At 65.5% G+C, this 26,028-nt stretch carries 27 protein-coding genes and 1 pseudogene; 14 read left to right on the top strand and 14 right to left on the bottom strand.

Annotation, left to right across the window (positions count from 1 at the left end; translation table 11 throughout):
• Positions 1 to 35 precede the first annotated feature (35 nt).
• Positions 36 to 1,577 carry a L,D-transpeptidase family protein gene (locus AC24YW_RS17290; protein ID WP_487483848.1) on the top strand — a complete coding sequence of 514 codons (1,542 nt, stop codon included), beginning with the start codon at positions 36 to 38 and terminating at the stop codon, positions 1,575 to 1,577.
• 29 nt (positions 1,578 to 1,606) lie between these two features.
• Here AC24YW_RS17290 and AC24YW_RS17295 read toward each other — a convergent pair whose 3' ends face one another.
• The 3 genes from AC24YW_RS17295 to AC24YW_RS17305 form a co-directional block, all read right to left on the bottom strand.
• Positions 1,607 to 2,419 (bottom strand): class I SAM-dependent methyltransferase, encoded by an 813-nt coding sequence (locus AC24YW_RS17295; RefSeq protein ID WP_487483849.1) that lies wholly within the window; start codon positions 2,417 to 2,419, stop codon positions 1,607 to 1,609.
• A 131-nt stretch (positions 2,420 to 2,550) separates the two neighbouring features.
• Positions 2,551 to 3,090, bottom strand: coding sequence for a VOC family protein (locus tag AC24YW_RS17300; RefSeq protein WP_487483850.1), 540 nt, complete (start codon positions 3,088 to 3,090; stop codon positions 2,551 to 2,553).
• A gap of 25 nt (positions 3,091 to 3,115) precedes the next feature.
• Entirely contained in the window at positions 3,116 to 4,120 is a 1,005-nt protein-coding gene (locus AC24YW_RS17305) for a Bug family tripartite tricarboxylate transporter substrate binding protein (RefSeq protein WP_487483851.1), read from the bottom strand.
• Positions 4,121 to 4,222: 102 nt separating this feature from the next.
• On the opposite strand from AC24YW_RS17305, the gene AC24YW_RS17310 reads away from it, so the two are divergent.
• Genes AC24YW_RS17310 through AC24YW_RS17320 form a run of 3 tightly spaced genes read left to right on the top strand, consistent with a single transcriptional unit; the run spans position 4,223 to position 6,306 of the window.
• On the top strand, positions 4,223 to 4,921 hold the full coding sequence (locus tag AC24YW_RS17310; protein WP_487483852.1) for a TetR/AcrR family transcriptional regulator: 699 nt from the start codon (positions 4,223 to 4,225) through the stop codon (positions 4,919 to 4,921).
• Complete coding sequence (locus tag AC24YW_RS17315) at positions 4,899 to 5,459, top strand: carboxymuconolactone decarboxylase family protein (RefSeq protein WP_487483853.1); 561 nt, start codon at positions 4,899 to 4,901, stop codon at positions 5,457 to 5,459. The genes AC24YW_RS17310 and AC24YW_RS17315 overlap by 23 nt, the downstream gene beginning before the upstream one ends.
• A 1-nt stretch (position 5,460) precedes the next feature.
• A complete protein-coding gene (locus tag AC24YW_RS17320) occupies positions 5,461 to 6,306 on the top strand; it encodes an SDR family NAD(P)-dependent oxidoreductase (protein WP_487483854.1) in 846 nt (281 codons plus the stop codon).
• Positions 6,307 to 6,317: 11 nt separating this feature from the next.
• Here the strand turns inward: AC24YW_RS17320 and AC24YW_RS17325 are convergent, their stop codons facing one another.
• The 4 genes from AC24YW_RS17325 to AC24YW_RS17340 are packed head-to-tail and all read right to left on the bottom strand — an operon-like array spanning position 6,318 to position 8,850.
• On the bottom strand, positions 6,318 to 6,824 hold the full coding sequence (locus AC24YW_RS17325) for a DoxX family protein (RefSeq protein WP_487483855.1): 507 nt from the start codon (positions 6,822 to 6,824) through the stop codon (positions 6,318 to 6,320).
• Positions 6,821 to 7,603 (bottom strand): HvfC/BufC N-terminal domain-containing protein, encoded by a 783-nt coding sequence (locus AC24YW_RS17330; protein ID WP_487483856.1) that lies wholly within the window; start codon positions 7,601 to 7,603, stop codon positions 6,821 to 6,823. Before AC24YW_RS17330 ends, AC24YW_RS17325 begins: the two co-directional genes overlap by 4 nt.
• Positions 7,593 to 8,507, bottom strand: a complete 915-nt coding sequence (gene bufB, locus AC24YW_RS17335) for an MNIO family bufferin maturase (RefSeq protein ID WP_487483857.1) — start codon at positions 8,505 to 8,507, stop codon at positions 7,593 to 7,595. Before bufB ends, AC24YW_RS17330 begins: the two co-directional genes overlap by 11 nt.
• A gap of 37 nt (positions 8,508 to 8,544) precedes the next feature.
• Positions 8,545 to 8,850, bottom strand: a complete 306-nt coding sequence (locus AC24YW_RS17340; RefSeq protein WP_487483858.1) for a BufA1 family periplasmic bufferin-type metallophore — start codon at positions 8,848 to 8,850, stop codon at positions 8,545 to 8,547.
• A 309-nt stretch (positions 8,851 to 9,159) separates the two neighbouring features.
• On the opposite strand from AC24YW_RS17340, the gene AC24YW_RS17345 reads away from it, so the two are divergent.
• From AC24YW_RS17345 to AC24YW_RS17360, 4 genes are all read left to right on the top strand, one after another.
• Positions 9,160 to 11,250, top strand: coding sequence for an adenylate/guanylate cyclase domain-containing protein (locus AC24YW_RS17345; RefSeq protein ID WP_487483859.1), 2,091 nt, complete (start codon positions 9,160 to 9,162; stop codon positions 11,248 to 11,250).
• Between the two features lie 174 nt (positions 11,251 to 11,424).
• The gene (locus AC24YW_RS17350; RefSeq protein WP_487483860.1) at positions 11,425 to 12,378 is read left to right on the top strand and encodes an alpha/beta fold hydrolase; all 954 of its coding nucleotides are present in this window, start codon (positions 11,425 to 11,427) and stop codon (positions 12,376 to 12,378) included.
• On the top strand, positions 12,353 to 12,937 hold the full coding sequence (locus tag AC24YW_RS17355) for a HutD/Ves family protein (protein ID WP_487483861.1): 585 nt from the start codon (positions 12,353 to 12,355) through the stop codon (positions 12,935 to 12,937). The genes AC24YW_RS17350 and AC24YW_RS17355 overlap by 26 nt, the downstream gene beginning before the upstream one ends.
• A gap of 104 nt (positions 12,938 to 13,041) precedes the next feature.
• Positions 13,042 to 14,247 carry an adenylate/guanylate cyclase domain-containing protein gene (locus AC24YW_RS17360; RefSeq protein WP_487483862.1) on the top strand — a complete coding sequence of 402 codons (1,206 nt, stop codon included), beginning with the start codon at positions 13,042 to 13,044 and terminating at the stop codon, positions 14,245 to 14,247.
• On the opposite strand, the gene AC24YW_RS17365 is transcribed toward AC24YW_RS17360, so the two are convergent.
• The 3 genes from AC24YW_RS17365 to AC24YW_RS17375 form a co-directional block, all read right to left on the bottom strand.
• Positions 14,234 to 14,527: a hypothetical protein gene (locus AC24YW_RS17365; protein WP_487483863.1), complete on the bottom strand. Its 294-nt coding sequence runs from the start codon at positions 14,525 to 14,527 to the stop codon at positions 14,234 to 14,236. The genes AC24YW_RS17360 and AC24YW_RS17365 overlap by 14 nt on opposite strands.
• A gap of 159 nt (positions 14,528 to 14,686) precedes the next feature.
• On the bottom strand, positions 14,687 to 14,866 hold the full coding sequence (locus AC24YW_RS17370) for a hypothetical protein (protein WP_487483864.1): 180 nt from the start codon (positions 14,864 to 14,866) through the stop codon (positions 14,687 to 14,689).
• A 122-nt stretch (positions 14,867 to 14,988) separates the two neighbouring features.
• The gene (locus AC24YW_RS17375; RefSeq protein ID WP_487483865.1) at positions 14,989 to 15,357 is read right to left on the bottom strand and encodes a rhodanese-like domain-containing protein; all 369 of its coding nucleotides are present in this window, start codon (positions 15,355 to 15,357) and stop codon (positions 14,989 to 14,991) included.
• Between the two features lie 177 nt (positions 15,358 to 15,534).
• Here AC24YW_RS17375 and AC24YW_RS17380 point away from each other — a divergent pair, with 177 nt between their 5' ends.
• The 4 genes from AC24YW_RS17380 (at position 15,535) to ku (ending at position 21,577) form a co-directional block, all read left to right on the top strand.
• Positions 15,535 to 16,332: an adenylate/guanylate cyclase domain-containing protein gene (locus AC24YW_RS17380; RefSeq protein WP_487483866.1), complete on the top strand. Its 798-nt coding sequence runs from the start codon at positions 15,535 to 15,537 to the stop codon at positions 16,330 to 16,332.
• Between the two features lie 157 nt (positions 16,333 to 16,489).
• Positions 16,490 to 19,561 carry an EAL domain-containing protein gene (locus tag AC24YW_RS17385; protein WP_487483867.1) on the top strand — a complete coding sequence of 1,024 codons (3,072 nt, stop codon included), beginning with the start codon at positions 16,490 to 16,492 and terminating at the stop codon, positions 19,559 to 19,561.
• Positions 19,562 to 20,177: 616 nt separating this feature from the next.
• Positions 20,178 to 20,441, top strand: coding sequence for a hypothetical protein (locus AC24YW_RS17390; protein WP_487483868.1), 264 nt, complete (start codon positions 20,178 to 20,180; stop codon positions 20,439 to 20,441).
• 194 nt (positions 20,442 to 20,635) lie between these two features.
• The gene (gene ku, locus AC24YW_RS17395; protein WP_487483869.1) at positions 20,636 to 21,577 is read left to right on the top strand and encodes a non-homologous end joining protein Ku; all 942 of its coding nucleotides are present in this window, start codon (positions 20,636 to 20,638) and stop codon (positions 21,575 to 21,577) included.
• Positions 21,578 to 21,604: 27 nt separating this feature from the next.
• On the opposite strand, the gene AC24YW_RS17400 is transcribed toward ku, so the two are convergent.
• Entirely contained in the window at positions 21,605 to 21,874 is a 270-nt protein-coding gene (locus AC24YW_RS17400; protein ID WP_487483870.1) for a hypothetical protein, read from the bottom strand.
• Between the two features lie 191 nt (positions 21,875 to 22,065).
• Complete coding sequence (locus tag AC24YW_RS17405; RefSeq protein ID WP_487483871.1) at positions 22,066 to 23,052, bottom strand: GlxA family transcriptional regulator; 987 nt, start codon at positions 23,050 to 23,052, stop codon at positions 22,066 to 22,068.
• A 91-nt stretch (positions 23,053 to 23,143) separates the two neighbouring features.
• Here AC24YW_RS17405 and AC24YW_RS17410 point away from each other — a divergent pair, with 91 nt between their 5' ends.
• A complete protein-coding gene (locus tag AC24YW_RS17410; protein ID WP_487483872.1) occupies positions 23,144 to 23,845 on the top strand; it encodes a DJ-1/PfpI family protein in 702 nt (233 codons plus the stop codon).
• Positions 23,846 to 23,901: 56 nt separating this feature from the next.
• A complete protein-coding gene (locus tag AC24YW_RS17415; protein WP_487483873.1) occupies positions 23,902 to 25,122 on the top strand; it encodes an ABC transporter substrate-binding protein in 1,221 nt (406 codons plus the stop codon).
• A 149-nt stretch (positions 25,123 to 25,271) separates the two neighbouring features.
• Here AC24YW_RS17415 and AC24YW_RS17420 read toward each other — a convergent pair.
• Positions 25,272 to 25,418, bottom strand: a pseudogene (locus AC24YW_RS17420) (SAM-dependent methyltransferase); the annotation flags it as partial.
• A gap of 44 nt (positions 25,419 to 25,462) precedes the next feature.
• Positions 25,463 to 25,921 carry a nuclear transport factor 2 family protein gene (locus AC24YW_RS17425; protein WP_271591161.1) on the bottom strand — a complete coding sequence of 153 codons (459 nt, stop codon included), beginning with the start codon at positions 25,919 to 25,921 and terminating at the stop codon, positions 25,463 to 25,465.
• Between the last annotated feature and the right edge of the window lie 107 nt (positions 25,922 to 26,028).

The following is a 26,028-nucleotide window of genomic DNA, read 5'->3' on the forward strand; positions in this document are numbered from 1 at the left end:
GACAACAGCAGGCTGGTAGCTCGACCGAGGATGGCATGAAAATTCAACTGGCGACGGCGCGATTCACCGAGGCGATGCGGCGTCGCCGGCCGGCCGCGATCATTGCGCTCGCGACGGTTGCCACATTCTTGGGCGCGGTCCCCGTGACCGCGGCCAAGCAGCAGCGCCAGGTGGCCGAGGCAGTCGCGCCGCGCCAGGCCGGCGATCCGATCATGGCGATCGTGTCGATCAAGAGCCAGCAGGTCACTTTCTACGATGCCGACGGCTGGATCGTGCGCGCGCCGGTATCGACCGGCACCACGGGACGCGAGACGCCGGCTGGCGTCTTTGCCATCCTCGAGAAGAACCGGGAGCATCGCTCGAGCCTGTATGACGATGCCTGGATGCCGCATATGCAACGCATCACCTGGAACGGCATCGCCCTGCATGGCGGACCGCTGCCCGGCTATGCCGCCTCGCACGGCTGCGTGCGGATGCCGTTCGGCTTTGCTGAGAATGTGTTCGACAAGACCTATATCGGCATGCGCGTGATCGTCTCGCCGCACGACACGGTCCCGACCGATATCTCTCATCCCTCGCTGTTCGTGCCGAAGCCGGAGGCCATCGCGGCCGTACCCGGCCGGGCCGACAAGCTCTCCGCCGAGGCGGAGGAGGCCACAAGGGCGGCCGACGAGGCCAAGAAGGCTGCGTCCGCCGCCGCGAAGGAAGCCGCCGCGCTGCCGGCCGCGTTGCGCAAGCTGGAACAGCAGAAGGCCCGCGCCGATGCCGAACTCGCCTTCGCCGACAAAATGCTCGCAAATGCCAAGACGGATCAGGCCCGCGCCAAGGCCGAGGAGCTGAAGCAGAAGGCAGCAACCAAGGCTGCCGACGCGGCGACGCAGCTCGAGGCCGCCAGGGCCGCCGCGCAGCCGAAGCGCGATGCGGTGGCCGCGACCAAGGAGGCCGCAAAGGCCGCTGCGGCCAGAAAGACGGAGGCCGTCAAGGCCGCGACCGACGCCAAGCTCGCGGGCGAGCCGGTCTCGGTCTACATCAGCCGCGCGACGCAGAAGCTCTATGTGCGGCGGAACACGCACAAGCCGGCGCCCGATGGCGGCGGCGAGGTGTTCGACACCAGTATCGAGGTCCCGGTCACGATCCGCAATCCCGAGCAGCCGATCGGCACGCATATCTTCACGGCGATGGCGAAGACCGGTACGGGCCTGCGCTGGAGCGTCGTCACGATCGAGAACGGCGATGAGGCGCGCAACGCACTCGACCGCATCACCATCCCGCAGGACGTGTGGGACCGCATCGGGCCGACCGCGTTGCCGCGCTCCTCGATCGTCATCTCGGACGAGCCGCTGAGCAGCGAGACCAATTACCGGACCGAGTTCGTCGCGGTGCTGAGCAACGAGCCGCAAGGCGGCTTCATCACGCGCAAGCCGACCGCGCCCGCCATGGTCGCCAGCGACGACGGCTGGGACAACGGCTTCGGCTTCTTCTACCGCGATCCCTACGTCCAGCCGGCGAACCCGCGCCGGCGCAGCCAGTACCAGTACTACCAGCCGGCGCAGCCGATCCAGCGCGGGTTCTGGTAGGGGGCGCTGCCTCGGCCACCGGGCCGCAGCTACAGGCGGGCCTCGATCACGATCGCCTGGATTTTGCCCTCCACCGGACCGGATCCATGGCGGGCCCGGATTGCCTCCGCAACCATATCGGTCGCAGCCTGAAGCTTGCCGGCATCCCGTGCCTCGATCTCGCTGCGCAGCGGCGTGCCCTGGCAGATCGCAATGGCGACATATTCAGCTGAAGGCGCACGGCTGATTTCGGATCGGGTTTCGATCGATATGTCGCGGAAGCCCGCCTGTTCGAGATCGCCGCTGATGACGGCCTTGTCGTGATAGCCGTGCGGCGTCCGGATCATGAAACGCGGCGGATCAACGGAAAACAGCCTTTCGAGCGCGGCCGTGGCTTCATGCGTCAGCACATTGTCTTCGATGCGATCCCAAACGTTGAACACGAACGTGCCGTCCGGCCTCAGGACTCGCTTGACCTCTCCATAGGCCTTTATGCGGTCCGGAAAGAACATCGCGCCGAACTGGCAGCAGACCACGTCGAACTCGGAATCGCCGAAGGGCAGGGCCATTCCGTCCGCTTGGCGCCAGGTGATGCGATCGTCATTCGCCTGGCGCTGTGCTGCGACCGCGAGCATCGGCTCGTTGAGATCCGTTGCAACGTATCGAACGCCGCGCGGCAGCGCCGCCGCTACGGCACGCGTCACGGCACCGGTACCTGCGGCGATCTCGAGCAGCGTGGAAGGAAAGCGTGCGGCGACGCGCTTTGCGATGTCCTCCGCATAGACGGCGAAGATCATCGGGACGAGATACTCGTCATAGATTCTCGGAATGGAGCCGGCGAAAACCTTGTCAGTGTCGGACATGCCTGCCTCGCTGAAGGTTCGGACGTGAGGCCCAACCTTACCACGGATGCACCGGCAAGGATGTGAAGTAGACCGGTTCAGCACGGCGTTGTGCGCTCTCAGCGAACATCGGCAAAACCGGTCAGCGAGCCTTACGATCTTCCGCCGCCGACCTCGCGGATCGGCCGCGTGCCGTCCCAGCTCATCGCGGCCTGGCGGACCTTTTCGAAGAACGGGCCCTTGGTGCCGCTGATGTCGGAGATCTCGATCACCGTGCCCGGATGCGCCTGCGTGTCGAAATAGGCAAAGCGTCCCCTCTCGCCGCCGATCTGGCCCTCATGGCCGATCCGATAGCCGAGCCCGATCGCCTTGTCGTAGAGCGCCTGATAGTCGTGGCTCCAATACGACATGTGCTGGAGGCCTTCGTGCCCGGCATCGAGAAATTCCTTGTAGAGCGAGGGCGCGTCGTTGCGCTGCTGAATCAGCTCGATCTGGAGATCGCCGGAATTCGCCAGCGCAATGCTCATCTCGACGGCGGAGTCCCGGCCGCGATGCCGGAACCAGTCGGTCTTGACCCGGTCCATGTAGTACCAGGGTCCGACGCCCATCACCTCGATCCAGTGCTTCATCGCGGCGTGGATGTCCCGCACCACATATCCATTTTGGCGCACCGCGCCGAAGATGCGGCTCATGTCCGCGCTCTCCCTGTCACGTCGCTCACTTGACCTCGATGCCGGCGTCCTTGGCAACCTGCTTCCAGGCCGTGATGTCGCGCGCGTTGATGTCGCGCTGCTCCTCGCCGGGCACGAATTGCGGCGTGATGCCGAGCGCCAGCAGCTTCTGCTTCACGACGTCGTCGCCAAGGGCCTCCTTCAGGGCCGCCGACAGCCTCGTGGCGATCGGCGGCGCCACGCCGGCGGGCGCATACATCGCCCAGGACAGGCTGCGGTCGAACGGCACGCCCTGCTCCTTGTAGCTGGCGATATCAGGCAGGCTCGGCGACCGCTCGCCGCAGGCGGCCAGCGCCTTGATCGAGCCCTCCTTCACCAACGGCGTTGCGGTGGCGACATCGAGCGTCGCCAGCGAAATGTGGCGGCCGAGCAAATCGCCGGCCAGCTTCGCGATGCCGTTGAACGGCACGTGGTCCATCCTGATGCCGGTCTGCTGCATCAGGATTTCCGCGCAGAACTGCCCGGTCGAGCCGACGCCCCAGCTGCCGTACTGGATCGGCTCGCCCTTCTTGGCCAGCGCGACCAGGCCCTTGATATCGTTCGCGGCAAAGTCCTTGGTCGCCACCAGCATGATGGCGGAGACGCCGACGCGCCCGATCGTCGTGAAATCCTTGATCGGATCGTAGGGCAGTTTCGGATAGATCGCGGGCGCCAGCACATGCGTGGTCATGCCGCCGACGGTGATGGTGTAGCCGTCATTGGCGGATGTCGCGACCATCTGCGTGCCGATCGTACCGGCGGCGCCGGTGTGGTTCTCGATATAGATGCTCTGCCCGAGCGTCTTGCCCATCCTCTCCGCAAGCAGCCGGCCGACCACGTCGCCACCGCCGCCGGCCGCATAAGGCAGCAGCATCCTGATCTTGCGGGTGGGGTAGGCGGCAGCATCCTCGGCGCGGGCGGGCGCCGCCGCAGACAAGATCAGCAGCAATGATGCGACGATGCGAAGCGCCGCGATGGTTTGCGCGGGCAAAAGGCGAGCGTGGCTTGCCATGGCGTTCTTCCCCCAATTGCTCTCCGCTTATCGAGCGGAGTTGAAACGAAACGATCGTTCGTACGGTTGACTAGCGAACGATCGTTCGTTAGTCAAGCCATCATGGCTGTCCACCCCACAAGCACGGCGCAAGCGGCTGCGCCCACGACGCGCGAGCGCATCCTCACTGAAGCGCTCAATTTGTTCGCGCAGAGCGGCTATGGCGGCGCCTCGATGCGCGAGCTCGCGCGCCGGGTGGGCATCCGCGAGAGCAGCCTCTACAACCATTTCCCCGGCAAGGCGGCGATCCTCGAGGCGATCGTCAGCGAGCACGGTCCGGCCAGCTCGGCGAGCCGGCTGGAGGAGCCGCGCTACAAGCAGCTGGCGCGGCAGCCGGCGGAGTTCTGCCGGCAGTTCGCGCTCGACCTCGTCGAGCAATGGTCCGATCCGCGCGAGCACCAGTTCCAGAAGGTCATCACCGCCGAGCGCAATCGCGTGCCCGGCATCCGGGCCAAATTCGCCGACCACTTTTACGCGCGCGAGCAGAGCCTGATGACGGATTATTTCCGCGGCTTTGCGCTCGCCGGCCTGATCTCGACCACCGATCCGCGCGAGACCGCGCGGCTGTTCGCCGCCGGTCTGATCTACATCCGCCTCGAGCATTACGTGATGGGCGCGGTGCCGTCGCCGCGGCCGAAGGTGATCGAGGCGATCGACCGCTACCTTGCCTTCTTCCTGTCGCTGATCGCGGCGGGCAACGATGCCGACAACAAGAAACGAAAAGCTAAGGGAGAGACGCGTGGCAAGGCTGCCCCTGATTGATCCGGAGACGACGAGCGGCGACATCCGCGCCTCGTTCGACCGCATGCCGGTCAAGCTCAACATCTTCCGCATGCTGGCCCACGCCGAGGCCAACATGATCCCGGCGATGCGGCTCGGCAATTCCATCCTGCACAAGCAGAAGCTCAGCGCGGTCAACCGCGAGCTTCTGATCCTGCAGTCCGCCCAGCTCGAAGGCGGCGCCTATGAATGGCGCCAGCACGTGCCGATCGCGCTCGGCGTCGGCTGCACGCAGGACCAGATCGATGCCGTCGAGCGCAGCGACTACGATGCCGCCGGCCTGGGCGAGGCCGAGCGCGCGCTGCTGAAGTTCGGCCGCGAGGTGGTCGAGAACGTCCGCGTTGCGGAGGCGACCTTCGCGGCCGTGCGAAAACACTTCAGCGACCAGGAGATCGTCGAAGCCATCGTCGCGCTCGGCTTCTACATGATGATGGCGCGCCTGACCGAAGCGACCGAAACCGATCTCGATCCCGCCGCCGGCATGAAGGTCTATGACGGCGCCAAGAAGCCGGGCGGCTGAGATGGCGGACAGCGAGAGCAAGCCGAAGCGCTATGTCCGTCCGCCCAGCGCGGAATCATCCGGCGAAGCGCCGGGCAGGAGGCGGCTGAAGGGACGCCGCATCCTGATCGTGGGCGGCGGCCAGCGGGTGTTCGACGCAGCGACCGATCCAATCGGCAACGGCCGTGCCATGAGCATCCTGTGCGCCCGCGAGGGCGCCAAGGTCGCGGTCGCCGATCTCAATCGCAGCTCCGCCGAACAGACGGTGAAGCGCATCACGGACGAAGGCGGTGAAGGTTTCGCCATCGCGGCCGACGTCACCTCGGAAGCCGAAATCGTCCGCATGATCGACGAGGCGCACCACGCCATGGGCGGGCTCGACGGCATGGTGCTGAACGTCGGCACCTTCGGCAAGGTCGGGCTCGATGCCGTCAGCCCCGAGGAGTGGAACAAGATCTACGACGTCAATGTCCGCGGCCCCATGCTGTGCTGCCGCGCCGCGATGCCGAGGTTCGACGATGGCGGCGCCATCGTCTTCATCTCTTCCATCGCCGCGCTGAAGGCGGGCTCGCAGATGGCGGTGTACGATTCATCCAAGGCCGCGCTCGGCGGCCTCATGCGCAACATCGCCCATCTCGGAGCCCGCCGCGGCATCCGCTCCAACCTCGTCTATCCCGGCCTCGTCGATACCCCCAACGGCCGCGAAGCCGGCGCCGGGCGCCCCAACCGCGGCAAGGGCCACATTCCCTTTGGCCGCCAGGCGACGGCCTGGGAGATCGCCTATGCCGTGCTGTTCTTCCTCTCGGACGAAAGCGTCTACGTCACCGCACAGACCCTCGCGGTCGATAGCGGCCTGAGCGGGATGTGAGCTTCATTCCGTCATCGGGACGATCGGGCGCGGCAGAGCAGATGATCGAGCGAGATGTTGCCGGGGCCGTAAGCCATGATGCCGAGGGCCATCGCCGCCCAGGTCAGGTGGACCGGCCAGCCGTCGGGCACCGTGAGCTCGACGATCACGGTCATCAGCAGCAGTCCGAGCGCGGCGAACCGTGTGCCCAGTCCCAGCACCAGCAGGATCGGAAACATGATCTCGCCGCAGCCCGAGAGAAAGGCCATCACCGTCGGGACCGGGAAGTGATAGGGCCCGCCGGGCAGATGCAGCATGAATTCCTCGCTGAACAGCGTCACGGCCGTGTCGCTGAGCTTGAGGAAACCGTCCCATTTGAGCACGCCCGAGCGCCAGAACGGCACGGCCAACGCGAGGCGCAGCACCAGCTGGACCAGCGATGGCATTGCGAGCGCCTGCACCAGATGATTGGCTTTGTCGATGAGTGCGCCGGGCGAGGGCAGGCCGCTGGCGGGCGTCATGGGCTGGTCCGTGATCATGATGGGTCTCCGCAACAGAGCGAGGTGAAGGCGCCGGCTTCGATCAGCCCGGCGATGTTCGCGGCAATGTCGAATTCGCTTGTCGCCTCCAGCGCTGCCGCCGCGGCTTCGCCGAGCGGCCGGCCCGACATGAGGTGGTGCGCGAAGACCGCGCCGCCGGGCGGAAGGCGGCACACGGCGACGTCGAATTCGCCTCGCGTGATCAGGGCATCTTCCGGCGTCGAGGCATCGATCCGCATGACCGACGCGTCGTCGCGGTTGGCCGCAAAGATCGTCACGGCGGCGTAGTCCGAACGCAGGCATCGCGCGGCGGGGTGCGGAACGAGCACCACACCAGCCAGGCGGTCGGGTGTCACCGCCGCGAGCCGGGCCGGCGACAGCGGGATAGCGTCGGCGGCGTGATAGGCGTCGAGCCAGGCCCGCTCGAGACGGGCGACGTCGGCGAGCCAGGGCATATCTTGCGCATGCTCGTAAGCTGCGATGAACTCCGGGAAATCGCGGCCGTACTCGAACAGCAGCGGCGATGTCGGAGGATTGCTACGCACATGCAAGCGCGCCATCGCGCGGAAGAAGTCGGTGCCGGTGATGCGCTGCACCGCCGGATAGATCGCGGCGAGCGCGTCGATCAGGCTGACGGTGACGTTGTTGCGGTAGACGTCGTAGCGCCGGCCAGCGGCCTTCCCTTTCGGGCCGGTCACGAGTTCAGGCGTGCTGCGCGTCGGATCCAGCAGCGCCGGCGCGAACGATGCGGCAAAGCACAGACCGGGTTCAGGCGGCATGACGCTCTCCTGCCGGCATGACGGACTGATGGCGGTCGAGGATCGCCTGGGCGGCGGCGGCTTCCGCTTGCAACACCGGCCAGTCCGGAATCTTGCTGTCCCATTCGATCAGCGTCGGCACCGGCCCGCGGCGTTGGATGACGATCTCGTAGAGCTTCCAGACGGCGTCGGCCACCGGGCCATCGTGGCTGTCGATCAACAGCAGCTCACCTTCGTCGTCGGCCTGCTCGGCGTGACCGGCGAGATGAATTTCCGCAACGCGCGACAGCGGGAAATCAGCGAGGTAGTCGAGCGCCGAATATCCATGGTTGGTCGCGGAGACGAACACGTTGTTGATGTCGAGCAGCAGGCCGCAGCCGGTGCGCTCTGCAACGGCGCGGATGAAGTCGGTCTCGCGCATGGAGGATTCGCGGAAGGCGAGATAGGTCGACGGGTTTTCCAACAGCAGCGGCCGCCTGATCGCCTCCTGCACCTGGTCGATGTGATCGCAGACGCAAGCCAGCGTCGCCGCGGTATAGGGCAGCGGCAACAGATCGTTGAAAAAGCTGGTCTCGTGCGTCGACCACGCGAGATGCTCGGAGACCAGTGCCGGCTGATAGCGCGCGACCAGGCCGCGGAAGCGCGCCAGGTGCGCCTTGTCGAGCGGCCGGGGCCCGCCGATCGACATGCAGACGCCGTGCAGCGAAAGCGGATGATCGCGGCGGATCGCCTCCAGCGCGCGATGCGGCGGCCCTCCGGCGCCCATGTAGTTCTCGGCGTGGACCTCGAAGAAGCCGCGTCGATTCTTTGCCTCGAGGATTGCCGGGAGGTGCTCGGGCTTGAAGCTCGTCCCGGCAACGCCGCCGATCGGCGTTGCGAAGCGGAGCGGCAGCGCTGCTGGCGGGGCCGGCTTGCTTGTGCTCATCGTGCTGCTCCGTTTGCGCTTGCCGTTGCGCCGGCGGTTACACCGGCTTCAGCGAACCCTTCTTGCCGCCCGGCAGCTCGATGCTGGTGCAGGTGCCGCCCGCGACGAATTTCCAGGCATTACCCTGGTAGTCCACGGTCGAGGTGCCCTGGCAGGTGGTGCCCGGTCCCGCCGCGCAATCGTTCTGGCCTTTCAGTGCGACGCCGAAGCACTTCTCTTTCTTGGCGGCGATGGCGGCATCGGCTTCGGCCTTGCTCAGAGGGGCGGCGGAGGCAAGGGTCGCGAGCGCGGTCGACACCGCACCGGCGAGGACGAGGGAGGTGACGGCATGTTTGGCAGACATCGAGGTTCTCCTGTTCGAGGTGGCATCGCCTGGGCGGGGATGCGCGCATGGTCTCCTTCGCTCCGCGCGCCGCCCGCGTTACGGCGGACTGCTCACGAAACCGTGAGACCGATTGGACGGGCGCACGGGCGGTGCGCTTGGGTGAGGAGTAGCGCGCAAGCGGGCGGCCAATCCAATGCCTTGGCGCTATCGAGACGTTAGAGCGAGAGCATTGGATGCGTCCTGTCAAACTTGGCAGAGGTAACGGACGGTAGGACATCTGCGTAGAGCGATGACAGGAGTCGCACCCAGCCAAAGGCGGATAAAACCATGAACGTCGATCCCGGACGCCAGCTTCGCGCGATCGCAAGGATGACGGTGAGCATCCGCCTTGCCGTGTCCGCGCTCGTTCTGGCGGCGATCCTGCTGACTGCGGCGCTCTCCAGTTTGCTGTGGTGGCGCACGGCGGAGGCCGCCAGCCGGCAGCTCGCCTCGACCATCAACGAGCAGATCGTGGCGGCGGTGCGCAAGGAGGTCTCGGCCATCGTCGACGAGGCGCGGGCCGCGCACACCGCGATCCGCACGCTGTTCCTCCAGAACGTGCTCGACACCCGCGAGGCCGACAAGCGTGAGTTCGTCTTTCTCTCGCAATTGCAATCGCAGGCGACGATTTCCTGGGTCGCGTTCGGCTGGCCCGACGGCTCCTTCTTCGCCGCGCACAAGCTCGGCGACCGGCGCCTGGAGATGATGGAGATCTCGCTGACGGATCATCCGGGCGAGCGCAGGGTCGACGAATATGACGTGGTGCCCGGCGACATCGAATTTGCCAACCGCCGCTTCGAGCCGACCGATTTCCGCGTCGCCGATCAGGCCTGGTTCAAGGCCGGCCTCGCCGCGGACGAGCCGCAATGGTTCAGGGTCATGAACCATGCGACCGGCGAGCACCCGTCGATCGCCTTCGCCGGGCCGATCGACGTCTACCAGGAGCGGCAAGGCGTGCTTGCCGTCATCATCGAATATACCAGGCTTGCGCGCTTCCTGTCGCAGCTGGAGGTTGGACGCACGGGCACAGCCTTCATCGTCAATGATAGTGGTGAACTCATCGCCGCGCCGGACAAGGACGCCGACGAGCTCCATCCCGCGCGCGGCGATACCACGCTGCTGCCGCTGGCGCGCGCAGCGCTCGACCAGGCGGGGGAAGCCGGCCGCAAGGAGGCCTGGCGAAGCCGGCTCACCTCGGGCGGTGCGGCCTATGAGGTCGCGCTGACGCCGCTGCCGTTTCCCGGCTGGTCGCTCGCGACCGTGATCCCCGAGGCCGAATTTCTCGGGCCGGTCGAGACGACATTGCAGCGCCTGATCCTCGGTCTCGCCGTCGGCGCCGTGCTCGCGGCGCTGGCCTCGGCGATGCTGGCGCGGTCCGTCATCGCCGCGCCGCTGTCGCGCGTCGTCGGCGAGCTGCGCCATGTCGAAGCCTTCGCGCTGGAGCAGGTCCGCCGCCATCCGTCGCGGCTCAAGGAGATCGCGAGCCTGTCGGGTGCCATCGCCGAGATGGCATCCGGCCTGTCCGCATTCCGCAAGTTCATCCCGGCCGATCTCGTCCGCGGCCTGCTGCGCCAGGGCGTCGAGGCGAAGCCCGGCGGCAGCGTCCAGGAGCTCAGCGTGATGTTCATCGACATCGCCGGCTTCACCGGACTGTCGGAGCGGCTCGGCGATCGCGTCGTGCCGCTGCTGTCGCGCTATCTCGACCTCACCTCGGAGATCATCGTCGCCAATGGCGGCACCATCGACAAGTTCATCGGCGATGCCGTGATGGCGTTCTGGGGCGCACCGCAGCCGCAAGGCGATCACGCCGCGCGATGCTGCCGCGCCGCGCTCGGCTGTCGCCGGGCGATCGACGAGTCGGGCCTCGCCGACGATCTCGGTCAGCCGCTCCAGATCCGCATCGGCATCAATTCCGGCCGCATGCTGGTCGGCAATATCGGCTCGGAGCTGCGGCTGAACTACACCGTGATCGGCGATGCCGTGAATGTCGCGAGCCGGCTCGAAGGCGCCAACAAATCCTACGGCACGCAGATCCTGATCGGCGCGGCGACCGAACGTCTGGCGCGCGGCACTGTCGTCACGCGCGAGGTGGACAGCATCGCGGTCTACGGACGCGAGGAGGGGCTGTCCGTTCACGAGCTGATCGGAATGGTGAACGAGATGGCGGTTGGCGGCATCGGCTGGATCGCCGACTACGAGCGCGGCCTCGCCGCCTATCGCGCCCGCCGCTTTGCCGACGCGCTGGCCGATTTCGAGTCCGTGCTGAAGCAGCGCGGCGACGATCGTCCCGCCGAGCTGATGCGTGACCGCTGTCGTCGGCTCGCTGCAGCTGCGCCCGACGTCAGCTGGCGGCCTGTGGCGGCATTGGCGTCGAAATAGCCGCGCGGATTCCGCGGGCGTCATGCGCGCGCATTCCGCCGTCCGAGCCCTTGAGCTCGCCGAGGGCCTATAGTAAGGGACCGCCCGGGTCTGCAGTTCACCCAGGCGTCAGCGTCCCGCGAAGCTTCTGCGTCATCTCAAGGCCGGCGCACCCGAAGGCGTGGAAGGCGCGACATGACCGCAAATCCGGAGGCATTGCCGCTCGCCGGGCCTGCTCCGGTCTCGGTGCAGACCTCCCGCGGGATCATCCAATGCGCGGTCGCAGGCGAGGGGCCTGCGATCCTCGCCATTCATGGCGGCATGGGCGGCCACGACCAATCGTGGCTGCTCGCGCGAGCGCTCACTTCGACGCTTCGCGACAAGCGGGTGGTGGCCGTGTCTCGCCCGGGCTATCTCGGCTCGCGCCTGGAGCTCGGCGCCTCGCCCGACGAGCAGGCTGATCTCTATCGCGAGCTGCTCGACGCGCTCGGGATTTCCAGCGCGGCGGTCGTCGCGGTTTCGGCCGGCGGACCCTCGGCGCTGCAGTTCGCCGCGCGGCATCCCTCGCGCTGCCGCTCACTGGTGCTGGTGTCGGCCTGCACGGGTCGACTGCAAACGCCGCCGGAGATCGCCGCGCGGCTGCGCATGATGCGCCACCTTGCGCGTCTTCCCGGATTGCCAGGGATCCTGAAGTGGCGAGCTGAACGCAATTCGGAATCCGGTGCCCGCCGTGCGATTCCCGATGACGCGATGCGCGAGCGAACCTTGCGCCATCCCGAGGCGGGTCTCTTGTTGCGCACCTTGCAGGCGAGCGTGTTCGAGCATCTAGCCGTCAGGATCCCTGGGACCGTCAACGACATCGCTCAATTTGCCGCGCTCGAGCAGTTGCCCGCAGGAACGGTCTCGGCGCCTGCTCTCGTCGTCCACGGCCGCGCCGACAATGTGGTGGCGTTCTCCCATGCCGAGAACGTCTGCCGGGCAATTCCCCAGGCGAAGCTGCTGGCGCTCCCCGATGGCGGTCACGTCTCGCTGTTCACGCATCTGGACACGGTGCGCAAGGAGGCCGAGCCGTTCCTGGACGGGCGCGCCGATGCTTCACACCCTCATCGCGTTAGGGATCTCCATGAAGGCCACGCTGCTCAATCCTGAAAACTACACCCGCTCGCCGTGGAAGAACGGCGGCGGCATCTTCACCGACATCGCGGATGCTCATCGAGCCGATGCGCCGCGGAAGGATTGGGACAGCCTGCTCTGGCGCTTCGCGTCGACGCCGATTCTTGCGCCCGGTCCCTTCTCCCATATGCCCGGCATCGACCGCTTGCAGATGGTGGTCGAGGGGCGCGGGCTGGTGCTGAAGTCGCCGACGCAGGAATTCGACGAACGTGAACCTTTTACGACGGTGCGTTTCACCGGCGAGCTCGAGATCGTGACCGCGCTCGAGGCCGGTCCCGTCGAGGTCGTGAACCTCATGGCGCGGCGCGGTGCGGCCGAGATCGATCTCCTCGCGCTGAAGCAGCCCGGCGATCACCGGCACCTTGCCGCCGGCACGCATCTGGTCTACGCCCCGCGCGGCGAATGCCGCATCCGCATCGACCATGAGGAATTTGCGATTCCCCGCAGCGGCACGCTGAAGCTCGAGCTGGCGGAGCCGTCGCAGCTTGCGCTCGTCGCGGGTCTGGCAGTGCTGGGCTCGATCCGACTGGTCTAGACCCTCGGACCGATGCGCACAATCCATGCAACTGGCCAGGTTGACGCCGCCCGGCCGGCACACGATATCTGCTTCGCTAAAGACCGTAGCTCGACGGGCAGGATATGAATGCGACAGACACATACGCCCCCACGCAGGCCGACGGCGTCATCGACTGGCTGACCAACGGCACGCGCGACGAGCGCTTCATTGACGACATCTTTGCGCAGATGTGCATCCGCCTGCAGCAGGCGGGCATCCCGCTCAAGCGGTCGACGCTTCACGTGATCATCCATCACCCGCAATGGCTGGGCGCCCGCATGATGTGGTCCGACGGCAAGCGCGAGGCGGAGATCACGCTCGCCGACTACGACGTTCGCGAGCGGTCCGAATATATCGGCAGCTCCGCCAATGAGATCCATGACGGTGCCGACGAGGTCCGCGAAAAGCTCGAGCAGGATGCCTCGCTCGGTCGCAAGCACGCCCTCTATGACGACATGCGGTCGCTGGGCATGACCGACTATGTGGCCTGGCCGCTGCTCCACACGCTCGGCAGGCGCCACGTCGTGACCTTCGCCACCGATCGTCCCGGCGGTTTCGAGGACGGCCACATCGCCGGCCTGAAGAAGCTGTTGCCGGTGCTGGCGCTGGTCAGCGAGATCCGCATCAAGAACCGCCTGGCGCGCACGCTGCTGGAGACCTATGTCGGCTCGCATGCCGGCGAGCTGATCCTGGCCGGCGCCACCAGGCGGGGCACCGGCACGACGGTGCGCGCCGCGATCATGATCTGCGACCTCAGGGATTTCACCAAAATCTCCGACAATTGGCCGCGCGACGACGTCATCGACCTGCTCAACGACTATTTCGACGCGATGTCGGAGCCGATCGCGCGGCACGGCGGCGAGATCCTGAAATTCATCGGCGACGGGCTGCTCGCGATCTTTCCGCTTCATGAGCCGAATGCCTGCGCCAATCTTCTGCACGCGGTGGCCGAGGCCAGAGAGGCGATGGCCGCGCTCAACGATCGAAACAGCGCCACCGGCCGCGCGCCGCTGAACTATGGCATCGGCGTCCACGTCGGCGACGTCATGTACGGCAATATCGGGTCGGCCCGGCGGCTCGACTTCACCGTGATCGGTCCGGCCGTCAACATGGCCTCCCGCCTCGAAACGCTGACCAAGACGCTCGGCAGGAACGTGCTGCTGTCACGGGATTTCGCCGAGCTCGTCGAGAAGGAGTTCGCGCTGGAGCATGTCGGCCGGCACGAGGTGCGCGGCTTCAACGCTCCGATCGAGCTGTATGCCTATCCGGCTCGCGCTATTTCCGGTTAGTTCCGCTGGCGTTCGGCAGGGCCTGCTGGCCGCCTTGAGTCTGCCTGGCCGGGTCGTTGTCGCCCGGCCTCATCGTTGACGACTTCGCCGGTGCATTGGCGCCGCCGCTGTTGGCGTCCGACGACGTATTGAGGCTGGAGGCGCCCGCGCCGGTCGTGCCGCCCGTGCCGGTCGAATTGATCCCCGAGCCCGTCCTCGACGGCCCCGCGCCGCTTTGCGCGAAGGCGGAAGGGGACGAGGCGAGAGCTGCGATGAGCCCTGCGATGACGAGTGATTTCATGTCCGCTCCTGTGCTCGGTCTCAGGCGGCCCCCGCCCGGCGGTCCGGGGGCGGGGCTTGAGCCGGGGCCGCCATTGCCGAATGGTGAGACCCGGCGAAGGGCCAATGCGCGGGAACGCCTGGTCGTTCCAATTCCTCCGGGCAGTGCCGAACCGCCGAATTACGCCGACCAGCGATCTTGCTCTTCCCGGTGAGCCTGCTCGTTCAGACGGTCAGCGATCTCGTCCGCAATTTGCTCCGATTCCGCCTCTGCAACCGTCTCACCCTTGTGCGTCCGCAGCTTGTCCTTGTCGGCCTGGATCGGGAAATCGTCGGGCTTTAGTTCATTGTCCCTGCTCATGGCGCGTCTCATCGAGTTTGTCCGCAGACAGAACGCGCAACGCGGCCGATCGTTGCTTCCAGTCGTCGGAAGTGCCAATCGGGCCTGGCAGCGCAGTTGGCGGAACCGGGGCGCTGTCCCTGCTACTTCTCCACTGCGCCCGTCCAGTCCTTGAAGCCGCCGACGTTGTAGACGTTCTCGTAACCCATATCCTTCAAGAGCTTGCCGGCCAGTGCCGACCTGCCGCCGGATGCGCAATAGAGGATGACGGTCTTGCTCTTGTCGAACGCTTTGTCGTGATAGGGCGACTCCGGGTCGGCGCGAAACTCCAGCATCCCGCGCGAGACGTTGACGGCGCCGGCGATCTTGCCGCTGGCGGCGACTTCCGGCGCGTCGCGAACGTCCACGACCAGCGTGTTGCCCTTGTTGATCATCTCGGCCGCCTGCTCCGAGGTGATCTTCGGGACCGCTGCGTTCGCAGCTTCCAGCATTTGCTTGACGCTCGTTGCCATGGGTTCTCTCCGGGTTTTCTTCTGCCGCCCCATAAGAGAATAGCACATCGATCTGGACATCGCTCCCGGATGAGCTTGTCCTGCCGGAGTCAGCAGGCCGGAGGTCCGGTTGCCAAGGCCGGATTGTGCGACTAGCTTTGCCGAAGCTCCGCCCAAACGGTCTCTGGCCGCGCCTTCATGCCCAAATTCCTCCGTATCGGTGTCCATCAATCCAACGTTTCCGGATACACCTCGAAGGCGTGGTGCGTCAGGCGGGTCGGCTCGGCGGTCTTCCTGAAATGGGGCGCTGTGGAGGTGCATGGCACCGGAGCCGCGCGCAAGGTCTATTGGTCGCGCCTGCCGCAGGAGAAGACCATTCGTTGCGGCAGCGCGCAGCGCGCGCAGGACTACACCAAAGCCGCGATCGCGCGGCGCCGCAGCCATCGCTATGAGCCGCTGACCGGCACGATCGCGAACCGGCGGCCGTCGGCCGCACGCGGGGCCGAGCTCAAGCAGGCGCTCGCCACCATCCTGATCGTCGACATCGTCGGCTCCACCGCGAAGGCGGCCAAGCTCGGCGATGCGCGCTGGACCAAGGTCATGGGCCATTATTACGCGGCGGTGCGCAAGGAGCTGAAGACGTGCGGCGGCAGGGAGGTCGTCACCACTGGCGACGGCGTGCTGGCAACCTTCAAGAAGCCTGCCGCCGGCATCGCCTGCGCTACCTCGATTCAGAAGGCCGTGCGCACGCTCGGCCTCGAAATCCGCGTGGGCCTCCACGCCGGCGAATACACCATCAACGGTGGCGAGATGGTCGGCCTCGCCTTCCATATCGGCACCCGCATTGCCGCGAAAGCGCGCGCCGGCGAGGTGCTGGTGTCGAGCGCGGTGAAGGAGCTGATGACGGTGCAGGCGGCGATCGCACTGCGGGATCATGGCGTGCACCGGCTGAAGGGCGTGCCGGAGCGGTGGAGGCTGTGGCGGGTGGAGGCGTGAGCGCGCTTTGCCCATCCCCGCGGGCGGGGTCCATTCCTGGAACCGAGGCGATCGGCCTCTTTAAGCCCGACATTCCGTTAAGTGTAAAGACACCAAGCGCCTTTACGGGTCCTTCGCCACTCCAGCCCTAGCCTTCACGGCGGCTGGGACAAATCCGATGGGCTTTTTCGCGCGGCTTCGCGATTCCTTCTCCGTGGGCGACACGAGCGATCCGCTCGGCCGATCGCTGCTGGTCGAGCAGTTCCGGGTTCTGCGCAAGCAGGTGCCCGTTCTCTACGCCATGCTTCTGGTCAACAGTGTCAGTATCGGGCTGGTGCTCCCCGACACGGTATCGACGTGGCTGCGGTTTGCCTTGCCGGCCGCTCTCATGGCGGCGTGCCTGCTTCGGCTGGCGCAGTGGTTACGGTTGAAGAAGGCCGATTTCACCGCCGAGGAGGCGTACCGGGAGCTTGCAAGAGTCCGCATCGCCACGGTGGTGCTCAGTTGCGGCTTCGTGATCTGGATCCTGGGGCTGTTCATGGCCGTCGATCCCGGCCTGCGCGCGTCTGTCGCCTTGCTCCTCTTCATGGGCTGCGTCGGGACAGCCTACTGCCTCGGCAGCTTTCCGCCGTCGTCCCTGCTGGCGATGCTGATCGCCGGCGTGCCGATCGGAACGCTCCTCCTGCTCTCGGGCGAGGGGATGCTGGTCTCGGTCGGCATCAATCTCCTGGTGTTGCTCGCTCTGCTCGCCCGGATGATCAACACCAATTTCCGTTCCTTCGTGAAGCTGGTCGAGACCCACGGACGATTGTCCGAGGAGGGTGACCGTGCGCGGGCCGCGGAGCAGACCGCGACGGCCTTTGCGGAGCGCTTCGACAGGGCGCTCAACAACATGTCCCACGGCCTTTGCTTCTTCGACGACGATCAGCGCCTGATCGTCTGCAACAGGCAATATCTCGAGATCTACGATCTGGATCCGAAGCTGGTCCGGCCCGGCATGAAGCTGAACGAGATCGTCGAACTACGCTATGCGGCCGGCAGCGCGCCGAAGATGTCGAAGCAGGATTATCTGGCCTGGCGCAACAGCGCTCCGGTGATCGCCGCGGATTCGGATACCACCGTGGAATTGACCAACGGCCGGATCGTGCGGATCCGGCATCGTCCGATGGAGGGCAAGGGATGGGTTGCCACCCACGAGGACATCACCGAGCGCCATCGGACCGAGGTGGCGCTCGCGGAAGCCAAGACTGCGGCCGAGCGGGCCGAAGCCGCCGCCCGCGCCGCTCATACCCATCTGACCGAGGCCCTCGACGTCGTCCCCGAAGGACTTGCCGTCTTCGACAAGGACGACCGCCTGGTCCTGTGGAATCGTCAATATGCGGAATTCTACAGGGCCAGCCGGCAAGCCCTTGCGGTCGGCACGGCGTTCGAAACCATCCTTCGAACCGGCCTTGCCGCGGGGCAATACCCGGACGCTGCGGGGCGCGAGGAGGAGTGGCTCGCCGAGCGACTCGCCCATCACGCGCTGCCGCATCATTCGCACGAGCAGCATCTGGCGGGCGACCGCTGGATCCGCGTCGAGGAACGGCGCACCAGCGACGGCGGCAGCATCGGCGTCCGCATCGACATTACCGACCTCAAGCGCCGCGAAGCCTCGTTCCGCCTGCTGTTCGAGGAGAACCCGCTTCCGATGTGGGTGGTCGACGCCAAGCGGCGGCACCTCATCGCCGTCAATGGCGCGATGTGCCGGCACTACGGATATTCCCGCCAGGACCTGCTCGCGATGTTCGAGCATCAGCTCGAATATTGCGAGGGACTGGACGCCGAGCGGGATTACGAACTGCACAGGACCGCCGACGGTGAGGCGATCCAGGTCGTGATCGAATCCCGGCCGCTGGTCTATGAGGGCCGCCCGGCCCATGTCTGCGTCGCCTTCGACGTCACCGAGCGCAATCGGGCGCAACAAAGGGTGAGCTATCTCGCCGGCCACGACGCGCTCACCGAGCTGCCCAACAGGGCCGCTTTGGGTGAGCATCTCGGCGACGCCATCGAACGCGCGGAGATCACGGACGGCGCCTTCGCGGTGCTCTGCATCGATCTCGACCACTTCAAGGCGATCAACGACCGCTTCGGTCATGCGGTCGGCGATGCCGTGCTGCGCGAAGCCTCGCGCCGCCTGCAGGAAGCCGCGCAGGGAGCTTATGTGGCGCGCGTCGGCGGCGACGAGTTCATCGGCATCATCGATGAGCTGCCGTTGCCGGCCACCGCCGAGCTGCTCGCGACGCGCATGCGGGCGCAATTCGAGCGCCCGATCGAGGTCGACGGCCATGCGCTCAAGATCGATCTCTGTGTCGGCGTCGCCCTCTATCCGCGCGATGCGGACGACGCCGCGTCGCTGCTGGCGAACGCCGATGCCGCGCTCTATCGCGCCAAGCACGAGGGCAGGGGCGCGATCCGCCTGTTCACCAGCGCGATGGATCAGCAGCTGCGCGACCGCCGTGCGCTGGAGCACGATCTGCGCGTCGCGGTGGAGCGAGGCGAGCTCTATCTGGAGTACCAGCCGCAGCATCATCGCGACGGCACGCTGATGGCTTACGAGGCGCTGGTGCGCTGGCGGCATCCGGTGCGTGGTGTCATTCCTCCGGGAGAGTTCATCCCGATCGCGGAGCAGAGCGGCGCGATTGCGCAGATCGACGATTGGGTGCTGATGGAGGCGTGCCGGGAGGCGGCGTCATGGGATCGGCCGCTGCGGGTTGCGGTCAACGTCTCCGCGGCCCAGTTCCGCCGGGAAAATATCGATGTGCAGGTGCGCCGGGCGCTGCAGGACAGCGGGCTGCCGGCCGCGCGACTCGAGCTCGAAATCACCGAAGGCGTCCTGATCGAGGACGTGCCGGGCGCCAAGCGGACCATGCAATCGCTCAAGGCGCTCGGCATCCTGATCGCGCTCGACGATTTCGGAACGGGCTATTCGTCGCTGTCCTATCTCGAAGCGTTTCCGCTCGACCGGATCAAGGTGGACCGCTCCTTCGTCGCCGCCCTCGGCCAGAGCGACCGTTCCCTCGCCATCGTCCGCGCCGTGATCGGCCTCGCCCACGGCCTTGGCGTCCCCGTCCTCGCCGAAGGCATCGAGACCGAGACCCAGATGTCGCTCCTCGTCCAGGAAGGCTGCGACGAGATGCAGGGCTATCTCTTGGGGCGGCCGCGGCGGCTGGAGGCGGCGGACAAGCCGGTGAGGCGGGCGGCGTCCTGAGGGATGCGCACGGATTGGAGACTCAATCGCCTTTGACTCCCGTGGCGCCAGTCGGCGGCGACGCGGCGGCGAGGGGGGTGTTAACCACCCCATCCCGCGTAGGGATTGTGACCCGGTTCTGGTTGATCATCATAGTGCGGGGCCGGTTGATGGCGGTCCCGCCGTGCCGGTGAATAGGCCCAGGCCGCAGCGCTGCCGGTCGTCAAGACACGAGAATGTGCTGTCGCATGATGCCGATGGACCTGGCCTGCCATCGCGGCGCTGATGGGTGCACAGAGGAAAATCAGAAGGCTCAAGACGAGACCTGATCGCATGGTACTTTCTCCGATGGACCTACGATGAGCAGTTAGATGAGCCTCGGTCCACGCCCACGCAATCGGTCACGCCTGCACGACTGGTAACGTCCTCGGCATCACATGCCGCGACCGGCAGCTGGGGTTCGCCATACCGGGTGTCCATTCGCGCAGTCGTGATGGTTCACCGCGTGGTTTTTCCCGAGCGCGTATCCACCTAAGTTTCAACCAAGAAACTCGAAGGAAACGCGCTTCAACAGAGCAGCCGGTTCGAGTCAGCGCGAATGCTCCGCACAAGAACAACAGCCGTTCGGAGCAAGACCATGACTGGATTCAAGACCTTTGTTGTTGCAGCGCTCATGTCGATTGGCGCGATAAGCTCTGCAAGCGCCCAGTGCCCGTTGTGGGCGATTCAAGATCCAAATTCGTTTCAGGCGCAATATCCCGACCGGGATGTGTTGAACGGCTGCGAACTGACGCCGGCAGGCAGAATGGGCCTGCAGCGCCCTGGCGGCGCGGCTCCCGTGTTTGGGCCCAACAGGATTTATGAGACAACGCCTGGCTTTGCCCAGCGCCACCGGCGTTGATCCGCGACATCAGCGCCAATACGTCCTCAAGCTGACGCGGCTGAAACCCTGGATGGGGCCGCGGGAGGCGCTTGCGGCGGGGAGAGCGGCGAAGCCGGCGGGCGGGCGGTATCCTGAATCTCGCTCCCGATGTCGGAACCCGGGCCGGCCGTTCGTCTTGAATCCGTGTCGCCTCGAACCGGAGTTCTGCGTAAATGGCCCCCCGCGCCAATTGGAAAGGCTTCCTGAGACTGTCCCTCGTCACCTGTCCCGTGGCGCTCTATCCGGCCACGTCCGAGAGCGAGAAGATCTCGTTCAACCAACTCAACCGGCAGACCGGCCACCGCATCAAGTACCTGAAAGTCGACGCGGAAACCGGCGACGAGGTGCCGAACGAGGACATCGTCAAGGCCTATGAGCTCGAGAAGGGCCAGTACATCGAGGTCTCCAAGGAAGAGCTCGAGGAGATCGCGCTGGAGTCAACGCGCGCCATCGAGATCGACGAGTTCGTCGACAAATCGGACATCGACGCGCGCTACCTGATCCGTCCCTATTACATCCGCCCCGACGGCAAGGTCGGCCACGACGCCTTCGCGGTCATCCGCGAGACCATCCGCGAGATGAACAAGGTCGCGATCGGGCGGGTGGTGCTGACCAACCGCGAGCACATCGTCGCGCTGGAGCCGATGGACAAGGGCCTGGTCGGCACGCTCCTGCGCTACCCTTATGAGGTGCGCAGCGAGGCCGAATATTTCGACGACATCCAGGACGTGAAGGTTACCAAGGACATGCTCGATCTCGCCCGGCATATCGTCAACCAGAAGGCCGGACGCTTCGCGCCCGAAAAGTTCGAGGACCATTACGAGACCGCGCTGATCGAGCTGATCAACGAAAAGCGCGCCGGGAAAGTGATCCGGCCGAAGGAGCGGCCGAAGGGCGAGAACGTCGTCGATCTCATGGAGGCGCTGCGGCGCAGTGTCGGCAAGGAGGCCGGGAAGCAGGCCGTGCCTGTGAAGGCAGACAAGCCGGCGAAGAAGCCGAGGAAGGCGGCGGCCGGCCAGAAGGAAATGCTGATGCCGATCGCCGGCAAGAAGGCCGCAGCCAAGGAGACGTCCGCGAAGAAGCCGGCCGCAGGGGCGCGGCGGAAATCGGCATGAAGCACGCGAAGGTCCTTGCCACAGGCCTCAAAGGCCCTCGTCAGGACACTCCGGACACGTATCACCGACCGAATCGAGGACATCGTTGATCTCCGCGACGGCTTGATCGGCGGAGACGCCGTCCGGCGGATCCTGGCGCGCAAGCTCGACCGCGCGTTTCCGCGCGTGCGGGTCGGCACGATCCCTGGCCCAGCCATGCTCCTCGCATTCGCAGATCGCGCCGGCCTCCTGCAGCATATTGATCGCCCATCCGCGTAGCGTACGGATCGCGGGCCGTCTTTCCCTCGTCATCAGCATCGAGATCGCTCCTTGCCGGGACGAATCCGCGCCGCCCCTGCTCGTTCCGGGCGGTTAGCACGGAGCAGGGATTCCCAAACGGCAGGACTGGGCTTGTCCACGTGTTCCGGCAACCTGTGGAGAATGCAAGGTGTTGGCGCCCCATCGAACGCTGGCGTTTCTCCCTGAGCCACACGCCGGCACCGACGCCCCTATTGCGGATGCCCCAGCGAGAAACGGACGCGATAATCCTGCGGCAGCACATTGAGGCGGCGGCGAAAGGCACGCCGCAGATGCTCCTCGCTTTGAAACCCGGCGCGGGCGGCGATTTCCTTGATGCTCGATGTGGATTCTTCCAACGCCCGGCGGGCGGCCTCGACGCGCAGCTCTTCCACCGCCTTGCCGGGAGTGCGGCCGGTCTTCTGCCGGAAAACGCGCGCGAAGGTGCGCGGGCTCATGCCCGCCCTTTCGGCGAGGCTCTCGACCCGCAGATCGCGGCGGAGATTGTCCTGCATCCAAGTCGCGATATTTTCGATCGCCCTGTCTTCGGATGATTGCAGCGACAGCGGCACGCTGAACTGGGCCTGCCCGCCGGGCCGCTTGAGAAATACGACCATGCGCCGCGCGACGCGCATGGCTTCGCTGTGTCCTAAATCATCCTCCAGCAGCGTGAGTGCGAGATCGATGCCTGCCGTCACGCCGGCGGACGTCCAGATGCCGCGGTCGTGAACGAACACGGGGTCAACCAGGACCGAAACGTCGGGGTATCGGGCACGCAACAGATCGCAGGAGCTCCAATGAGTGACCGCGCTTCGTCCATCGAGCAGGCCGGCCGCGGCCAGGACGAACGTTCCGGTGCAAACGGAGCAGACACGCCGGACATTCGGCGCCGCTGAACGAAACCAGTCGAGCAATGCGGCCTCGGCCGCCGCGCGGTGGACGCCGGGCCCGCCACCCACGACGAGAGTGTCGATCTTTTTGCGGGCGCAGTCCGACAGCGGAGTTGTCATCACCTCCAGGCCGGACGAGGTTTTGACCGGGCCACCCTTCATCGAGCAGATCTGCCAGACATAGGGGGCCCGTTCGGCCGCGAATGTTTCGCAGGCAAGCTCGAAGGCCTGCAGCGGCCCGGCGAAATCGAGCAACAGGCAATCCTCGAACAGGACGAAGACGACGCGGCGAGCGGCAGAATGAGCCATGGCCAGCCTTGGCAGGAATTGCGTGTATAATGACATTTCGGCAAACCGGCCGCGCTGTCAACATGCGTTCGTTCGAAGAGAGGAGCGATGCATGTCCGGCAAACGGATCGAGATCGGAATTTTGTACTATCCCGGGATGACCCAACTCGATGTCACCGGGCCTTTCGAAGTCTTCGCCCGTCTGCCGAACGCCCGGGTGCATCTGCTGTGGAAGCGGATGGAGCCGGTCGTCAGCGACGTCGGCCTGCCGCTGTTGCCGACGACGACATTCGCCGACTGCCCGGATCTCGACGTGTTCTGCATCGGCGGCGGCCCCGGGCAGGTCGACATCATGGACGATGACGAGGTGATCGCCTTCGTTCGCGACAGGGGTGGATCGGCGCGCTACATCACCTCGGTCTGCGCCGGCTGCCTGATCCTCGGCGCCGCGGGGCTCGTCGACGGCTACAAGTCGGCCTGCCATTGGTTGATGAGCGATCAGCTTGCCGCCTTCGGCGCGATTGCGGTCGATGAACGCGTCGTGGTCGACCGCAATCGCATTTCCGGCGGCGGCGTCACGGCGGGGATCGATTTCGGTTTCCAAGTCGCTGCCGAGCTCTGCGGCGAAGATGTCGCGAAGAAGCTCCAGCTGATGCTCGAGTATCAGCCGCAGCCGCCGTTCGACATCACCGTGCAGAATGCGCCACCCGAACTGATTGCGCGCATGCGCGCGGACGCCGAGCCGTGGCTTCGCAAGCGCGCTGCGGCAGTGCAAAAGGCGGCTGCAAAACTCAAATCAAGAGCGGCTGCTTAAGCTCGCTCGTCAATGGGAGAGGAAGGCCTCAACGTCGTCATTGGAAAGGTGCTCGCATGAACTGCCGCGTCGCTACACTTCTCATTGCTGGGGCCTTCATCGCATCGTGTTTCCCTGCGAGCGCGGGCGAACTCTCCGGCGGCGTCGTCCGGATCGGCGTCATCAACGACCAAACCGGACCGCTGTCGGACTTGTCGGGACCGGGCTCGGTCACTGCCGCCAGGATGGCGGCGGAGGATTTCCAGAAGATGGTGCCGTCGATCAAGGTCGAGATCTTGGCCGCGGACCACCAGAACAAGCCGGATATCGGCGTCGGCATTGTCCGGAAATGGTTCGACGTCGACGGCGTCGACATGGTTGCCGACGTCTCGAACTCCGCGGTCGGACTGGCGATCCAGTCGCTGGCACGCGACAAGAACAAGATCGCGGTCTATTCGGCGGTGGCGACCACTGAACTTGCGGGCAAGCAATGCGCTCGCAACGGGCTGGCCTGGCTTCACGATTCCTACAATCTGGTATCGGGACCGATCCGCACCCTGGTCTCGCAAGGCTACGACACCTGGTTCTTCATCGCGGCCGATTATGCGTTCGGCAAGAACATGGTATCGGAGTCGCAGCGGGTGCTCGCGCAAACGGGCGGCAAATCGGTCGGCGCCGTGTATCACCCGATCGGCAATGCCGATTATAGCTCCTTCATCCTGCAGGCAAAGGCGTCTGGAGCCAAGGTCATCGCCTTCGCCAATGCCGGCGAGCAATTGGTGACCCTGATGAAGCAGTGGAACGAGTTCGGCATGAATGCGGGCAGCCAGAAGCCCGTGGCCGAATTGATGTTCATCTCCGACGTTCATGCCATGGGCCCGGAAACCGCCAAGGGCCTGACGACGCTCACGGCCTGGTACTGGGCCTTGAACGAGGAGACACGGGCCTTTGGCGAACGCTTCTACAAGCTACGGGGCGCCATGCCCACGGCGCCGCAGGCGGCAGTGTACTCCGGCGTGAGCCATTATCTGAAAGCCGTTGCCAAGGTCGGCACCGATGCAACGGATCCAGTGCTCGAGAACATGCGTTCGACCCCGGTTGACGACTTCTACGCACGCGGGGCCAGGCTGCGCGAAGACGGAAAGCTCGTGCACGACTTCTACCTCGTCCAGGTGAAGAAGCCGTCCGAGGTCAAGTCGAAGTGGGAATACTACAACGTGCTCGAAAAAGTCTCGAGCGGCGATGTTTATGCGCCCCTGGCCGACAGTGAATGCCCGCTGGTCAAGCAGGGCCACTGAGAATGTCGTGACCCTTGCATGCGACCGGTGTAACGGCTCTGGCCGAGCAAGGTCACGTTCAGCCTGCCGGATTGCGCGCCGTGACGATCCACGTCGCGCTGTCGATCATCACCGACCGTTCGCGGGACAGCCCGCGAACGCGGCACGAACCGCGGCCGAGCCGCGGGCGCGGCGGCTTCGATCGCGGCCTGGCCGAACACCGCCGCTATGGCGTCGAGCCGGGCCTGGTGCGCGACCCAGCGCTCCCCGCTTTGGCCATTCCAGTCGGCGACGCGATCGGCATTATGCTCGGCCATGACATATCCTTGTTCGGATGGCGGCATCACACGAATGATCGGCGTTAGCTCACGATTGGTCCAGCCGCAGCTTCGTCCAAACCGGCGCGAGCCTGGATAGCGAGGCTTCGTTCTGCAGCCTGCGAGTCGAAGTATTCCTCAATCGAATGAACCTTGCCCCATCGCAACTTGAAGACATGGACGCCCCTGTTCACATACGAGCTTTGGCCATCGAGTAGCCGCGCGTTGGCCCTCCACTTGACGAACACCGTGGTATTCCATGGCCAACCCGTCACCTCGACCTGTTCAATATCTATGTGAAGCTTCGGGAAAACACGGCCCATGCGCTCGAACCACTGCTTCACCGATTGCTTTCCATGTCGCTCACCCCCCAACGCATGGTCTCCGGCAACCCAGTGATACGCGTTTGGTGTCAGGCCCTTTGCAGCATCATCCCAACGCTGGTTGTTGACATGATCGAAGCTCCTGCGGATCTCTTTTTCGACAATTAGACTGTAGACCATTGATGCACCCTGTTGTTGGACAGCCGACGGCTCTGCACTGATGGATACTTTCCAGATACTGAAAGCTGCTCCGGGTAACGACGCGATCTGTTGGGGAGCTGGCTGAC

This window comes from Bradyrhizobium sp. USDA3516, from assembly GCF_057651995.1.